The organism is Aquimarina sp. U1-2 (assembly GCF_017897595.1).
In the GTDB taxonomy this organism is placed as follows: domain Bacteria; phylum Bacteroidota; class Bacteroidia; order Flavobacteriales; family Flavobacteriaceae; genus Aquimarina.
The window spans coordinates 99,365-112,798 of record NZ_JAGKIK010000011.1 but is presented as its reverse complement, the minus strand read 5'-3'; the positions used below and the strand labels follow the sequence as shown (position 1 = coordinate 112,798).

The following is a 13,434-nucleotide window of genomic DNA, read 5'->3' as shown; positions in this document are numbered from 1 at the left end:
TTGTAGTGAGCCCCCTCATTTCCACGTAGTTTAGGTGACTCGTGGCAATAGACAATAAAGCCTGTGCTTTCTTGCACAGGCTTTACTAATACATAAAGGTAATTAACACTTATTGAACCTTAGCATATATAAATTTTACTTTTGTATTAGGGCCTAAATCCCTATCGTTGTAGGTTACGTTAACAATCAAATCCCCTCGTACTACATTTACTACAGAGCGCCTTAACAATAACGGATTACTCTTGTCATAGGTAAATAGATACGTGTTTGGGCTACTTTTTTTCCAACCGCCTCTGGTATCTTGACTATCTTTACCACATTCACCGCCAATACTGGAGTCTTCATAATAATTCTTTTCAACAAAAATACCTGTATCTAAAACTTCTAAAGTGGTTTCTTTATCACATTGAGATAAAGGAAACTCTTTTAGTGGTGTGTCTCTTCCTTCGTTGCTGTACTCTTGTTGCAATTTCCACTTCCCGATAATAGAATTTTCCTGAGTATGGGTATCACTACTTCCGCAGGAAGTACAAAGCAGCAGCGATAGTATCAATAATTTAGCAGCGGCATTAAATGAACTTGCCCTGGATACACACAGCAATGATAATCTGTGCATATACCGCTCATTACGTAATAATTTCTTCATAAATCCCAGTGTATTTTCCTGGAACAAATGTAGGCAGAAAACTTATTATTAACAAATTATTAACATTAAAATGTGTATTTCATCGTTATTTAATGCTTTTTATCTAATTGCTTCCAACTACTTGAAAATTATTTTAACAATATGCCCCGTTGATTCATAATGGGAAGATCCCTAAAAGCGTTCTCGTTAATTGTGTTTTTTCTGAAGATGTATTTTTTCTCATACAGTTTATGATTCGCAAAAAAAGTTACAGCGAATTCGTTATTCATGCCCAATAACTCTTCTTGAAGCATTTCAATCTTTGCATACGACCTTGCAGCTATTGTACCTATGCCATGTCGTAATAACGACGTTTTTCGATCTCCGTCATAACCCTTGGTCACTACTAATACCATTTCTATGGGAGTATCCCGTTCATTGATAATGTAAGAATTCCAATCTTGCGCCAAAAATTCATCGTTCCACTCTTTAACCACCGCAACATAGACATTCTCAACTATAGGAATTTCAATATCTTTTTTCATCTGTTATTTCTATTGTTTTTAATGGTCAGACCTGTCTACCCATCGGGTGGTAAGCGGGTGGAATCGCCATTTTATATGTTGTTGGATATCCTCTTGATGGCTGTGGCTTATTTCATACCACTTTTATAGTGCCGATTTAAACTGCTCTAAAAACCGTATATCATTTTCACTTAACATACGAATATCTGAAATACCATATACCAATAATGCGATACGATCAATCCCCATTCCAAACGCGAAACCACTATACACTTCAGGATCAATATTACAGTTTTTAAGTACGTTTGGATCTACCATTCCGCACCCCATGATTTCTAACCATCCTGTGCCTTTGGTCATTTTGTAATCAGTTTCGGTCTCTAGGCCCCAGTATACATCTACCTCGGCACTAGGCTCAGTAAATGGAAAATATGATGGGCGTAACCTAATCTCTGATTTCCCAAATAGTGCTGTAGTGAAATATTGCAAGGTTTGTTTTAAATCTGAAAAAGAAACATCTTTATCAATATATAATCCCTCTACCTGATGAAAAAAACAATGTGAACGTGCCGAAATAGCTTCGTTACGATATACTCTACCTGGTGAAATCGTTCTAATGGGAGGCTGATTATTCTCCATATACCGCACTTGCACAGATGAAGTATGGGTGCGTAATAAAATATCAGGATCGGTCTGAATAAAAAATGTATCCTGCATATCTCGAGCCGGATGGTACTCTGGCAAATTGAGAGCCGTAAAGTTATGCCAGTCGTCTTCAATCTCGGGACCTTCGCTAACATTAAATCCAATACGGGAAAAAATATCGATAATTTGATTTTTAACCAACGATATGGGATGTCGCGAACCTAATGCAATGGGTGCTGCGGGGCGTGTAAGATCACCATAACTCCCTTTTTCTTCTACATTGGCTTCAAATTCTTCTTTAAGTAGCTGTACTTTTTCTTCGGCAGCTATTTTTAGTGTGTTAATTGCCTGACCCAATTCTTTTTTTTGCTCATTAGCCACAGTTCTAAACTCGGTAAAAAAATCATTAATAATTCCTTTTCTGCCCGAAAATTTAATTCGGAAAGCTTCGATTTCTTCTTTGGACTTGGCTTTGAACGCATCTACCTCAGCGATATATTCTTTAATCTTATCAATCATTACTTTTTCTTTGCAGAACAGCAAATTTACATATTTCCTAACTAGTTTGTTTAGATTTTTAAAAGGATTTGTATGTGCTCATAAACCACCTCGAATTAGCCTCATGGACGTATCTAAATTAAGGCCGTTTCGTTTGGATAATCAAGAAACTAGATAATCTTGGCTCTTAGTTCTAAAAGCCCTAGTATCCGTTCCCTACGCCCAGGGTGGTGCCAATAATTTTAACTATTCTATATACCGGCTCATTAAGAAATAGTTTACAATAGCTTCTTTCATCAAAATAGATTGTTCGCCGGCTTTTAAATTGGGTAATTGTTCTTTGATTTTATAGTGAGGCCATCCTTCATCATCAAAATAATCGAACTCATAATAACCATAGGGCTCTAGCAATCTACAAATAGCGATATGCATAAGATCTAATTTCTCATCTTTTTTAAATCGACGATGTATTTGTCCCAATTCCTGAACTCCTATCAAATAAATAATTCCGTCAAGGTCCAGGTCATCACCTGCTGCAAATTGATTAGACAATTTCTGCACCAGATTCCCCCAGCGCTCTTTCAACTTTTCATCCCTGGCCATAGTATTATTTTAGTTATCATAGCACTCATCATGAATTCATAGCTTAAGCCAAGCAAAAATACTAAATGAACTTAAGTTTTGCGCTACCCTGCTCTGCTATTTTTACAGATCCTATGTATCAACTGGGTTCAAAAAAAGAGGCCTTCCAAATGGTAATTGAAAGACCTCTTTACTTCGAATTTAACTAATTAAAATTGTTATACTTTTAATCCAATACGATATCCTCGCTTGGTGTAACCGTGTTGTTTACAATATACATAAGTCCGTTAGACGCCTGTATAGCCGGAGATATAATTTGGGCTCCGCCAACGTAGACTACATCTCCAGTATTTGATAATCTAATTTCTTTTTGGGTCCCGGCCTCATCGATAATATCGTGCTCTTTCATATCCCATTTTGTAACCTTTTTGGCAATGAAATGGTATTTGATAAACTGCATTAGTTTGGCTTTGTTTTTAGGGTTGGTCAATTCTGCAAACTTATCGATAGACATTTTATTTAATGCTTCATTAGTAGGCACTAGTAAGGTATGTCCTTCGGCTTGGCCTAAGGATGCTTCTAGACCAGATAATCGAAGTAATACCGAAAAATTAGACAAATTCCTATCCATCTGTACCAAATCTGCCGTAGTAAAATTTTCTGTATTGTCTACTTTGTTAAAAACTTCTAAATCGGATTGTGCTTTTGTGCTGAAAGTAATCAATGCTACTGTTATCAACATGGGTACTATACCCAAACGTTTCATCATCATAGTTTTAATTTTTTATGGTTTGACTACTAAATTAAGTATGCCCTTAGGTAGTATTTAGCTCGATAGCTTTAAAAAAGAACGCTATCTGTATTTTTAATGAAAATTTAACGCTTAAGTAGTTCGCTATGACATATTTAAGTTGAAAGTAATGTTACCTCCTATTATATTTCTTGATGTATCTTCTACAGCTCTTAGTATTGATTTAGTTATATTTGAAAAGTATTAGTATCAGATTCATGAATTACCTTGATATTATCTTAGGTATACTTTTATTATGGGGATTGATAAAAGGACTGTCTAAGGGATTATTTGCTTCGCTAGCATCCTTGGTAGCCCTAATTGTGGGCATATACATTGCTGTACATTTCTCTTACATAGCCGCAAATTTTGTACGAAACTATGTCGATTGGTCTGAAGCTACAATGAAATTAACCGCATTTGCACTTACATTTATTATTGTAGTCATCTCGGTCTCTTTAGCAGGTAAGTTATTGACCAAAATTGCCGATTATGCTGCTCTGGGTATTCTTAATAAAATTCTAGGAGGTGTTTTCGGGCTATTAAAAATGGGGTTTATTGCAAGTGTTATTATCATATTTATAAATGCTATTAACGAAAACATTACTTTAATTAAGCAGGAAACCTTGGATTCTTCGGTTTTATATGGTCCGGTAAGTAAAATTGCTACTGCTGTACTGCCTAACGTTTTGAAACAAACCTGAACATAGGGTAACCGTGACAAAGAAACTTTTCGCAGGGCAAAAGAGAATAAAGCGAGTTAAGCACAACAGAGTATAACTGCCAGTGACAAAAAGCTCAAAAGCCGTAATAAAGACTGTAATGAGAACCAGGATCAGCGACTGGGTGCGGGCAATAAAGGAGAACCAGATGGGTTTACTTATGTAGAGGACAAAGACCACTATATTTGTCCTAATGCACAAATAGTACCTTTTAAAAAGGTATTTTTAGATTATCGCACAAAGACCAAAAAAAAGTACCGCATCTCTAGTAAAATTTGTAGGGATTGTCCATTGTCAGGAAGTTGTTTAGGTAAAAGTGCTAAGGAAAAGAAATTCAGTGTTACGTATTACCGGGAGGAGTATGAACGTATCAAAGAGCGATTACAAACAGAAAAAGGTAAACGTATGAGGTCTAAACGACAGAGCACGGTAGAACCTGTTTTTGGTACACTTACCTAGTTTATGGATTTGCGAAAAATAAACACGATAGGCATACAGCAGGCTAACAAGGTGATGCATCTCTCAGCGACTGCTTATAACTTGAAAAAATACTTGAAATTTATAGAAAAAAAGGTAAAAAGCGGAGCAGCTACCTCTACTTTATCAGAATGTATAAAAACTACGTTTTATATCCTTTTTGGCTGCGATATAAAGCCCTTAAAAATTAAAATCAAATACTGCGAAGCATAAAAAAAGTCTTATTAAAAAGGCTTAAAACACGTCGTTTTTAAAAAAATCATAGGCTTGTGCAACGGTTACCGTTGTTAGCCATTAGCATTATTCGCTCAATCTCTCAAACTCAAACGGAATTTCCATTTCCGAATTTGAAACTGTTGCGTTAATTCTGTCGCCAGTTTTCCAATAATGGATTTTGTTTGGAAAGTCGATTTCATTATTCACGCAAACAAATTCCTTTTCGTTGTGTTCTGTCATTCTGAATGTAACACTTTCAGGTTCATCTGGAACTTTTACGTTCAACTCCCATTTTCCGTTATTTTTTTGCAGTATCATTCGCTCTTGTTTTATAGTGTCGTTATTCTGCATTGTAAACCCAATTCCAGAATATTCAGTTTCGCTATTTTTTGCCCAGTTTTCAAATGTTTCTTTTCCTTCTTCTTCGTCCAATCTTTTCCACTTTCCAACAAGCCAATCAAAATTATTGGTCTTCTGCTCAATTTCTGTGTGTTTAGTTTCTGTTTGTTGCTTCTCAGAATTTTTATTTTCCTTTTTGTTTTCATTGCAGGAAATAATTAAAATTCCAGTTAGAACGATGATTAATTTTCTCATAATTGTTGGTTTTTGTGATGTTTGTTTTTGCTTGTTGCTAACGTTTATATATGGTTTGTGGCGAACAAACATACAGTTAATGTTTCGTCACAACCCAAAGTTAACAAACCTGCGTGAAATTCCTAACGGAATTTCCGCCGCTATAAACTATACATCTTGTTATGCACTGGCAACAGAGGTTGCTCTAGATACGATAGATGCAAATATGGGGATGATTTGTATGCCGAAATGGGCATTGAAATCATTTAAATTATCTTATCAATCACTTTTAAGCGAATAGGACAGCATGGTTTAAAAAGGATGCATTATTTGGTTTTTAGGAAAGTTAGGCAAAGACAAAAAGTATAGCAATGATTTTATTTCTAATTTTAAGGAAGATTTTTCTAAAAGTGTTGAATAAATTGCAGTCAAAGCTATACTTGAGGTCGCTTTTAATAGAAGATGTCATGATCTTATCACTTCTTCAGAAGTTCATTTGAATCTATTTCCTCCATTCTTGCTAATTACTTTGATGTAGCCAGTTTCATTATTTGACTCTTTTAGCAATTGGATGGCCTGGATTCAATTCTAGTAAATCCCACAAATTTCCATACAGATCCTTAAATACAGCAACTGTTCCATACGCTGCTTTTTCCGGTTTCCTAACAAATTCGATTCCTTTTGATATCATATTGTTATAGTCCCGCCAGAAGTTGTCAGAGTTTAAAAACAGAAAAACTCTTCCTCCTGTTTGATTTCCAATACGGCTTTCTTGTTCAGGTTTTGATGCTCTAGCAAGTAAAATCGTGGTTCCTGTTGAATTGGGTGGTGCTACAACAACCCATCTTTTATTGTGTTCAGGTTGATAGGTATCTTCAATGACATCAAAATTAAGTTTTCTAGTATAAAATTCAATAGCTTCATCATAATCCTTCACTACTATTGCTACGTGAACTATAGATTGTTTCATTGTTTGTTTTATAAATTAATGATACAGTATATATCGCGTTCACTACCCAAATGAATCCTGTCTTAAATAGGCTACACACGATTCAAAATCAGGAAACACACACTGTTTTGGCACCAAATCGGGAATGATATCAATTTTTTCTGCAAGATACTGCGGCTGTTTTTGAATGCCTACGATGTATGTTTTGACGCCTTTTTGCTCAAGACCCAGAATAATATCTTCAAGGGTATACACTCCAGACTGATCCATGTATGGTACTCTATCCATTCGCAGGATGACTTGAGTCGCTGTTTTCGGGATTTGACTGGCCAATTGTTGTAACTCGCTGGTTGATCCAAAAAATAACGGGCCGTTAAGATGTTTGATAAAAATTTTACTTTTTAGTTCCTGGGGCATTCCAACTTCATCTTCCCAGGTTTCTTCATTTTCAGTAGTATCAAACCCTTGTAAAGGTTCTATTTTAGAATTCCTGGCGGTTACATCTCCCATTTTTTTCATAAAAATCAACGATGCCAATATAAGTCCTATGCCCACAGCATATACCAAATCCCAAACTACAGATAATATTAAAACGATAAACATGATAACGACATCTACCCTTGGCATGCTAGGAATAGCTTTTAATCCTTTATAATCCATAACACCGATGCCCACGGTGATAAGAATTCCTGCCAATACGGCTGCCGGAATTTGAGAGGCTATGGGTCCGAGCGCCAATAGAATAATGAGTAATAATACGGCCGCTATCATACCCGATAATTTGGTCTTGCCTCCCGCATTGATGTTTACTACGGTTCGTATGGTAGCCCCTGCCCCGGGAATACCTCCAAAAATCGCAGCAATACTATTACCGATACCCTGACCTATTAGTTCTTTTTTAGGGTGATGCTTGGTTTTGGTCATATTATCTGCAATTACCGATGTTAATAACGAATCAATAGCTCCTAGAAATGCAAGGGATAAAGCGGTAAAAAAATACGGCAGTATAGCACCTAATTTGAAATCTGTAATAATCGCCAGATTAGGAGTTGGAAAGCCGCTAGGGATTTTTTCTATCGGTCGATATTCCAATCCAAAACCATAGGCTAATCCTGAGACGACGAGTAATGCAACCAATGTACTGGGTATGGTCGTCGTTATTCTTTTAAACCCATAAATAATTAGAATAGTTGCTATACAAAGTATGAGTTCTAGATAATCGATATTGTTTATAGCACGGGGAAGACTCTTTATAGCACCAACAGCTCCTGATGAATTACTCTTGGCGAGCGTTTTGGCTTCGAGATAGATATCTTCTTCGCCAATATCTTCTGCTATTTTAATTGTTTCTCTAAAATCTTCTAGTACTAATACCCCTTCACTTGCTTCATTCTTCAAAATAGTATTTAAAATAACCTCTTCGGCTTCTGGCATAAATTTTCTCACAAAAGTTTCGTCTTCTTGGGGATAATATCCTAAAGCTGGTAATAGTTGCGTAATTAAAATCATAATCCCAATGGCGGTCATAAAACCCGATACTACCGGATACGGAATGTATTTGATGTATTTACCAATCCCTGCAACTCCCAGACCGATTTGCATCAAACCTGCTAAAAGAAATACGGTAAGAATTGCCGGCAGTGCTTTGCTAACATCCCCATTATTTGCACCGATCAATCCTGCAATAACCAACATACTTACTGCGGTCATTGGAGCCGTAGGCCCCGAAATCTGAGTACTGGTACCCCCAAAAAGGGCAGCAAAAAAACCGATAAATATCGCACCGTATAGGCCGGCACTGGGACCTAATCCAGAAGAAACTCCAAATGCCAGTGCTAGTGGCAAGGCTACAATTCCTGCAGTTAATCCTCCGAAAGCATCTCCTTTAAGGTGTTTAAAAAAATCGTTCATATGACAAGCCTATTTCAAATTACTAAAGTAAACTACTTTCGGGGCAAGCCCATGAGGCATTCGTTGAAAATAATTTTTTAATTTCGAGGCAAGCCTCAGGAGTATGATATCCTTTGGCGGTACCCATAAAAACTCAAATATAGTACCGAAACCTTTGATGTTTGAACTACATCGATTCTATTCGTGAGCGTAACGCATTTATCCTTCAAAAAAATCAACTTTACCATCGTTGATATCATACATCCCCCCAAGTATCAAAATATCCCCTCTATCCTCCATTTCTCGTAGTACTTCACTTTCTTTTCTAATCATATCGATTGTCATATGTACATTTTTGGTAGCCACATCGTTCACAAATTTTATGTTTTTAGAATTTCGTAATGCCTCGTCTTTAGGGTCTGCTACGGCGGCAACAGCGGGCTTGATTTTACTTAACAGCGCGGTAAGATTGCCTAATTGAGCATCATCACATGCTCCCTTTACGGCACCACAACTGGTATGGCCTAACACTAAAATTAATTTGGTTCCTGCAAGTTTACAGGCAAACTCCATACTGCCGAGGATATCCTCATTTACAAAGTTTCCGGCTATTCGGGCACTAAAAATATCGCCTATCCCCTGATCAAAAATTAATTCTGAAGATACCCGGGAGTCGATACAGCTTAAAATTGTAGCAAAAGGAAATTGCCCGCTTTTGGTATCGTTAACCTGCTCTAAAAGATCCCTGCCTACTTTTTTATTATTCAGAAATCTCTCGTTACCTTCCTTTAAAAGCTGAACTGCTATTTGTGGAGTAATGGCTGCTTGTGTTTTTTTGGTAAGCGCTTTCATGTCTATTTGATTTATGTCGTTTTCGGTCTTAACTTAAAAAATTGAATAAAACTGTCTGGGTTTTCTATAATCCCGCGTTCAGAAATAAGTTTTATATCTATATTTTTATTTTTTGCTTTTTCAGAAAAATCTTCCAGGATTTCAATAATGTCGTTATCCAGATACCTGGTTTTACGCACATCTAAGGTGAGATACGTTTCTTCGGGTAATCTATCAAGTTCTTTTAAAATAGCTCCTTTGTTGAAAAAAGTTACCTCTTCTGCCAAAGTCATTTTTACCCGATGTCTACCATCATCTACGTTTTCAATGTGTAAAAAATGAGAATTTTGATAGCTTTTAATAAGAATAACGCCGATACCTACCAGAAGTCCTAAACCAATACCGATTAAAAGATCTGTAAATACGATTCCGACAACGGTAACCGTAAAGGGAAGAAATTGTTTCCACCCAAGGGTATACATCTTTTTAAATAACGATGGTTTGGCAAGCTTATATCCCACTAAAAGTAACACCGAAGCCAGAACCGATAGCGGTATCATATTTAATAATCTGGGTATCAATACTACCGAAATCAGTAAAAGGAAACCATGAATAATTGCAGACATTTTTGTTTTTCCCCCGGATTGAATATTCGCAGAGCTTCTTACAATAACTTGTGTTATTGGCAATCCTCCTATCATTCCCGAGATAATATTTCCTGTTCCCTGTGCTAATAATTCTCTATTCGTTGGAGTTACATGTTTTTCTGGATCTAATTTGTCGGTAGCCTCGACGCATAAAAGTGTTTCTAAACTGGCGACCAGCGCGATCGTAAATGCGGTTACCCAAACATCAGTTTGCCCGATAACCGTAAAATTTGGAAAGCTAAACTGACCCAAAAATGAAGATAAATCCCCAGGTATAGGTACACTTACCAAGTGTTCTTTAGAAATTGCCAGGGTTTCCTGATTTTGAGTAAAAATGTAGAATAATATACCTACAACAACTGCCACTAAGGGGCCCTGGATCAACTGAAAGATTTTAGCTTTTTTGGTAAGTACTTGATCCCATAAAATCAATATTCCCAGTCCGATAATAGCAATAAGTGTAGCCCCCGGACTAATAAAATTGATAGTATTTATAATTTCTGAAAACGTATTTTCTCCATCCATTTGAAAAAAGGCAAAATCTCCTTCGGGATCGGCATCGTAACCGAAAAAATGAGGGATTTGCTTTAAAATAATAATAATTCCAATTCCTGTAAGCATCCCTTTAATTACTGACGATGGAAAATAATATCCGATAATACCAGCCTTTAAAATCCCAAAGAGTAATTGTATGATCCCCCCTAGCACTACAGCAACAAGGAAGTTTTGATAACCTCCTAATGCAGCAATAGAGCTTAGTACGATAGCAGCTAAACCTGCAGCGGGACCACTCACCCCGATTTTTGACCCACTTAAAGCACCTACGATTATTCCTCCTACAATCCCGGCGATTAAGCCTGAAAAAAGTGGCGCACCACTAGCGAGGGCTATCCCAAGGCATAGTGGTAGGGCAACAAAAAATACTACAATACTGGCCGGAAGATCATTTTTAAGATTCTTGAAAATGTTCATAATAATTAAAATTTGTGGTTCTCTTCGTTATTAGCGATAGAAAACACTTACGATAGATTTGAAAAACGAAAAATAGCTATTTCTACAGCTATGAATAAAGCCGTTGATGAGCTTAAGAAAAAACGGTAGAACAGTACTCTGGAGGTGGTGTTTTATGTTCTATAAATTCTGAAGACCTGGGTTTGTAAAGATCCGGATAGCGATTGTATGCCAATTCTAATACTGTTGAGATTTTGTTGTCGTGAGGATATACAATTTTATCTTTTCCTTGACTATCTTCTTTATCCGAATTTTCTGACTCTTTTTCTTCAGAATTTTCAGATTCTTCATACGCATATGAGATTTGATCATTGTGGTTATAAGAATGAAGCAAGCGCAAACCAAAATTAAAGACGTTGATGCTACATCCTAGAATGATCAAAAACTTTATTATGTATAATTTTATAATCATGAATGGCTAAGGTAGCTAAAATAATAGTATCACTTTCAAAAATTGTTAACTGAATTGTAAATCTATCTAATAATTTGTTAGAATTTTAGAGTTTTTTCAAAACATTCATTATATACCAAAAACTTAATGTAAGGCATGTAGGAAGTCTTTTAAGACATCATATACTATCTATGCTATTATACTACGTCTTATAAAAATCCTGTCGTAGACGTAATTTTGTGCATTCATCCATTACCTATGTTATACAAGTGGTATACTCGAAATAATTTAAGAAAATTAGTAATAAACTGTACAAATTAATGTACATTTATTATTCATTGGTCCTATTTTTTATTTCATTAGATTGATTAATGTTGATACACATGTCATAGCAGAGCAAAATATTAGCCGGCGTTTTTATTTTTTCTACTCATTGATCGGTTACTTTTTTATTCTGCAAGCATTGCAACTTACCAATAATACAATAGCCATTCGATTGTTTACTTAGGAGTTGCTATGATTACATCAATAGTGTTATCGTTTCGTTATTTTTCGGCGTACTTTTCTAATTTTATTTTCAAATCTTCTTTGACCTTTTTAAACCACTCTTCTTTTAAGATACATAAAAAAATGGCATCTATTCTTTTACCATGATTGTCGAGGCAGTAATTTCTGAAAATTCCCTCTACAGTACATCCTATGCTTTTCATAGCATTTATACTTCTCTCATTTAGGGTACTGGCTGCGAATCCTACTCGTTCTACTTGAATTTTTTCAAAAGCAAATTCCAACATAAGGTATTTACAATTTTTATTTGTTCCATCTCCGTGCGTTTGTTTTCCATACCAAGTATACCCTAAATCAACAGTGTTATTTAGTATTTTGAAAGCATAAAATCGAGTACTGCCCACAAATTTCTTTTTCCGCTTATCAAATACAATAAAAGGGTATTCCTTTTCCTCTTTACGTTGTTGAAGTGCGTTGCGAATATATTTTTCAAGATTTTTCTCTCCGTTTGCTCCTCCAGAGTTGAATCGCCACAATTCAGGTTCATTTATTGAATATTCTAATAGATGTTTAAAATCAGATACTTCTAGAGGGCTTAACCTAACTGAATCATTCTCTAAAATATAGTTCTCTTCAAAATCGATTTTCATTTTCAATATTTTAAAGAGTTTTATGAATGAACAGTAACAATTGTATGCAATAAACCTAGTAACTACATATACCCTTATACTATTTACAAATCCAGCAGATTTCTAATTGACGAATAGTATTAAAACGACTTGCCTATAAATTTCGGTGGTTATTTACAACTCTTTAATATCTGAAGCGGGGATCCAACCAATTTTACCGTCAGCAAGCTTGATTTTTTTCCAATTGTTGACTGTTTCGGTAATTTTTACTTTAGTGCCTTCATGAAGTTGAAATATCTCTTCACTGCGTAAATTGGGCTCACTTTTAATGATAGTTTCTTGAGCAAATATTATAGCGAATTGATTGTTTTGATCACTATTAAATTGTTTAAACGCAAAAAATAATCCGAACAAACCCATCACAAAAATAGACCAGGAACCTATGAAGAAAATCCGCTTTCGTAAAGAGGTAGAAGCAGTATAATAAAGTATAAAAAATAACACAAATAGTACAACACAGCATACCGAAAACCATGCCCAACTATCATATGACATAACGTATGTAAATCGATTTGCTATTTTTGAAATAATTCCTTCGGGAATCACGTCAATAGCATCAATAGTGGCGTTTTGTGCAAACACCAAATTATTTTTAATATCCTCATCATTTGGACTTAATGCTAATGCCTTTTCATAGTAATATATACTGGGGCCAATATTACTTAATTTGTAATGTGCGTTCCCCAAATTATAATACAAAGAGGCCGAGGCTTTACCGGTATCCAAAATCGATGTATAGGCATCAATAGCTTCTTGATATTTTTCTTGATTGTATAACGAATTTCCTCGTTGGAAGACCTCTTCATCCTGAGTAAACCCAATACTTACTATAAGAAAAACTATTATTTTTACTATTTTTTTCACGTC

General features: G+C 35.6%; 16 protein-coding genes. 3 read left to right on the top strand and 13 right to left on the bottom strand.

The genetic code is table 11. The features are described 5' to 3' along the window. Positions 1-109: 109 nt before the first annotated feature. The 5 genes from J8281_RS14295 to J8281_RS14275 form a co-directional block, all read right to left on the bottom strand. The gene (locus tag J8281_RS14295; RefSeq protein WP_210198318.1) at positions 110-646 is read right to left on the bottom strand and encodes a hypothetical protein; all 537 of its coding nucleotides are present in this window, start codon (positions 644-646) and stop codon (positions 110-112) included. Between the two features lie 128 nt (positions 647-774). Further along, positions 775-1,170, bottom strand: coding sequence for a hypothetical protein (locus tag J8281_RS14290; protein ID WP_210198317.1), 396 nt, complete (start codon positions 1,168-1,170; stop codon positions 775-777). Between the two features lie 123 nt (positions 1,171-1,293). After that, positions 1,294-2,313, bottom strand: a complete 1,020-nt coding sequence (gene pheS, locus J8281_RS14285) for a phenylalanine--tRNA ligase subunit alpha (RefSeq protein ID WP_210198316.1) — start codon at positions 2,311-2,313, stop codon at positions 1,294-1,296. A gap of 225 nt (positions 2,314-2,538) precedes the next feature. Continuing rightward, positions 2,539-2,895 (bottom strand): hypothetical protein, encoded by a 357-nt coding sequence (locus J8281_RS14280; protein WP_210198315.1) that lies wholly within the window; start codon positions 2,893-2,895, stop codon positions 2,539-2,541. Positions 2,896-3,100: 205 nt separating this feature from the next. After that, entirely contained in the window at positions 3,101-3,646 is a 546-nt protein-coding gene (locus J8281_RS14275; protein WP_210198314.1) for a fasciclin domain-containing protein, read from the bottom strand. A 236-nt stretch (positions 3,647-3,882) separates the two neighbouring features. Between J8281_RS14275 and J8281_RS14270 the strand changes: the two genes are divergently transcribed. Together J8281_RS14270 and J8281_RS19845 are read left to right on the top strand one after the other, a co-directional pair. Next, a complete protein-coding gene (locus tag J8281_RS14270; protein ID WP_210198313.1) occupies positions 3,883-4,368 on the top strand; it encodes a CvpA family protein in 486 nt (161 codons plus the stop codon). A gap of 72 nt (positions 4,369-4,440) precedes the next feature. Then, positions 4,441-4,845 (top strand): transposase, encoded by a 405-nt coding sequence (locus tag J8281_RS19845; RefSeq protein WP_210198344.1) that lies wholly within the window; start codon positions 4,441-4,443, stop codon positions 4,843-4,845. Positions 4,846-5,163: 318 nt separating this feature from the next. Here J8281_RS19845 and J8281_RS14260 read toward each other — a convergent pair whose 3' ends face one another. Further along, positions 5,164-5,673, bottom strand: a complete 510-nt coding sequence (locus J8281_RS14260; RefSeq protein ID WP_246849124.1) for a DUF6265 family protein — start codon at positions 5,671-5,673, stop codon at positions 5,164-5,166. Between the two features lie 79 nt (positions 5,674-5,752). On the opposite strand from J8281_RS14260, the gene J8281_RS14255 reads away from it, so the two are divergent. Continuing rightward, positions 5,753-5,953: a hypothetical protein gene (locus J8281_RS14255; RefSeq protein WP_210198312.1), complete on the top strand. Its 201-nt coding sequence runs from the start codon at positions 5,753-5,755 to the stop codon at positions 5,951-5,953. Positions 5,954-6,199: 246 nt separating this feature from the next. Here J8281_RS14255 and J8281_RS14250 read toward each other — a convergent pair whose 3' ends face one another. The 7 genes from J8281_RS14250 to J8281_RS14220 form a co-directional block, all read right to left on the bottom strand. Beyond that, a complete protein-coding gene (locus tag J8281_RS14250) occupies positions 6,200-6,622 on the bottom strand; it encodes a VOC family protein (protein WP_210198311.1) in 423 nt (140 codons plus the stop codon). A 42-nt stretch (positions 6,623-6,664) separates the two neighbouring features. Continuing rightward, on the bottom strand, positions 6,665-8,512 hold the full coding sequence (locus J8281_RS14245; protein ID WP_210198310.1) for a SulP family inorganic anion transporter: 1,848 nt from the start codon (positions 8,510-8,512) through the stop codon (positions 6,665-6,667). A 198-nt stretch (positions 8,513-8,710) separates the two neighbouring features. Further along, on the bottom strand, positions 8,711-9,343 hold the full coding sequence (locus tag J8281_RS14240; RefSeq protein WP_210198309.1) for a carbonic anhydrase family protein: 633 nt from the start codon (positions 9,341-9,343) through the stop codon (positions 8,711-8,713). Positions 9,344-9,354: 11 nt separating this feature from the next. After that, complete coding sequence (locus J8281_RS14235) at positions 9,355-10,935, bottom strand: SulP family inorganic anion transporter (protein ID WP_210198342.1); 1,581 nt, start codon at positions 10,933-10,935, stop codon at positions 9,355-9,357. Between the two features lie 118 nt (positions 10,936-11,053). Next, entirely contained in the window at positions 11,054-11,362 is a 309-nt protein-coding gene (locus tag J8281_RS14230) for a hypothetical protein (RefSeq protein ID WP_210198308.1), read from the bottom strand. A gap of 554 nt (positions 11,363-11,916) precedes the next feature. After that, positions 11,917-12,528: a GNAT family N-acetyltransferase gene (locus J8281_RS14225; RefSeq protein WP_210198307.1), complete on the bottom strand. Its 612-nt coding sequence runs from the start codon at positions 12,526-12,528 to the stop codon at positions 11,917-11,919. Positions 12,529-12,681: 153 nt separating this feature from the next. Continuing rightward, positions 12,682-13,431: a tetratricopeptide repeat protein gene (locus J8281_RS14220; protein ID WP_210198306.1), complete on the bottom strand. Its 750-nt coding sequence runs from the start codon at positions 13,429-13,431 to the stop codon at positions 12,682-12,684. Between the last annotated feature and the right edge of the window lie 3 nt (positions 13,432-13,434).

What these genes read in the sequence shown, in the direction of transcription:
- J8281_RS14295 (WP_210198318.1), bottom strand. Translation starts at nt 646, where the DNA reads ATGAAGAAATTATTACGTAATGAGCGGTATATGCACAGATTATCATTG.
- J8281_RS14290 (WP_210198317.1), bottom strand. Translation starts at nt 1,170, where the DNA reads ATGAAAAAAGATATTGAAATTCCTATAGTTGAGAATGTCTATGTTGCG.
- pheS (WP_210198316.1), bottom strand. Translation starts at nt 2,313, where the DNA reads ATGATTGATAAGATTAAAGAATATATCGCTGAGGTAGATGCGTTCAAA.
- J8281_RS14280 (WP_210198315.1), bottom strand. Translation starts at nt 2,895, where the DNA reads ATGGCCAGGGATGAAAAGTTGAAAGAGCGCTGGGGGAATCTGGTGCAG.
- J8281_RS14275 (WP_210198314.1), bottom strand. Translation starts at nt 3,646, where the DNA reads ATGATGATGAAACGTTTGGGTATAGTACCCATGTTGATAACAGTAGCA.
- J8281_RS14270 (WP_210198313.1), top strand. Translation starts at nt 3,883, where the DNA reads ATGAATTACCTTGATATTATCTTAGGTATACTTTTATTATGGGGATTG.
- J8281_RS14260 (WP_246849124.1), bottom strand. Translation starts at nt 5,673, where the DNA reads ATGAGAAAATTAATCATCGTTCTAACTGGAATTTTAATTATTTCCTGC.
- J8281_RS14255 (WP_210198312.1), top strand. Translation starts at nt 5,753, where the DNA reads ATGTTTCGTCACAACCCAAAGTTAACAAACCTGCGTGAAATTCCTAAC.
- J8281_RS14250 (WP_210198311.1), bottom strand. Translation starts at nt 6,622, where the DNA reads ATGAAACAATCTATAGTTCACGTAGCAATAGTAGTGAAGGATTATGAT.
- J8281_RS14245 (WP_210198310.1), bottom strand. Translation starts at nt 8,512, where the DNA reads ATGAACGATTTTTTTAAACACCTTAAAGGAGATGCTTTCGGAGGATTA.
- J8281_RS14240 (WP_210198309.1), bottom strand. Translation starts at nt 9,343, where the DNA reads ATGAAAGCGCTTACCAAAAAAACACAAGCAGCCATTACTCCACAAATA.
- J8281_RS14225 (WP_210198307.1), bottom strand. Translation starts at nt 12,528, where the DNA reads ATGAAAATCGATTTTGAAGAGAACTATATTTTAGAGAATGATTCAGTT.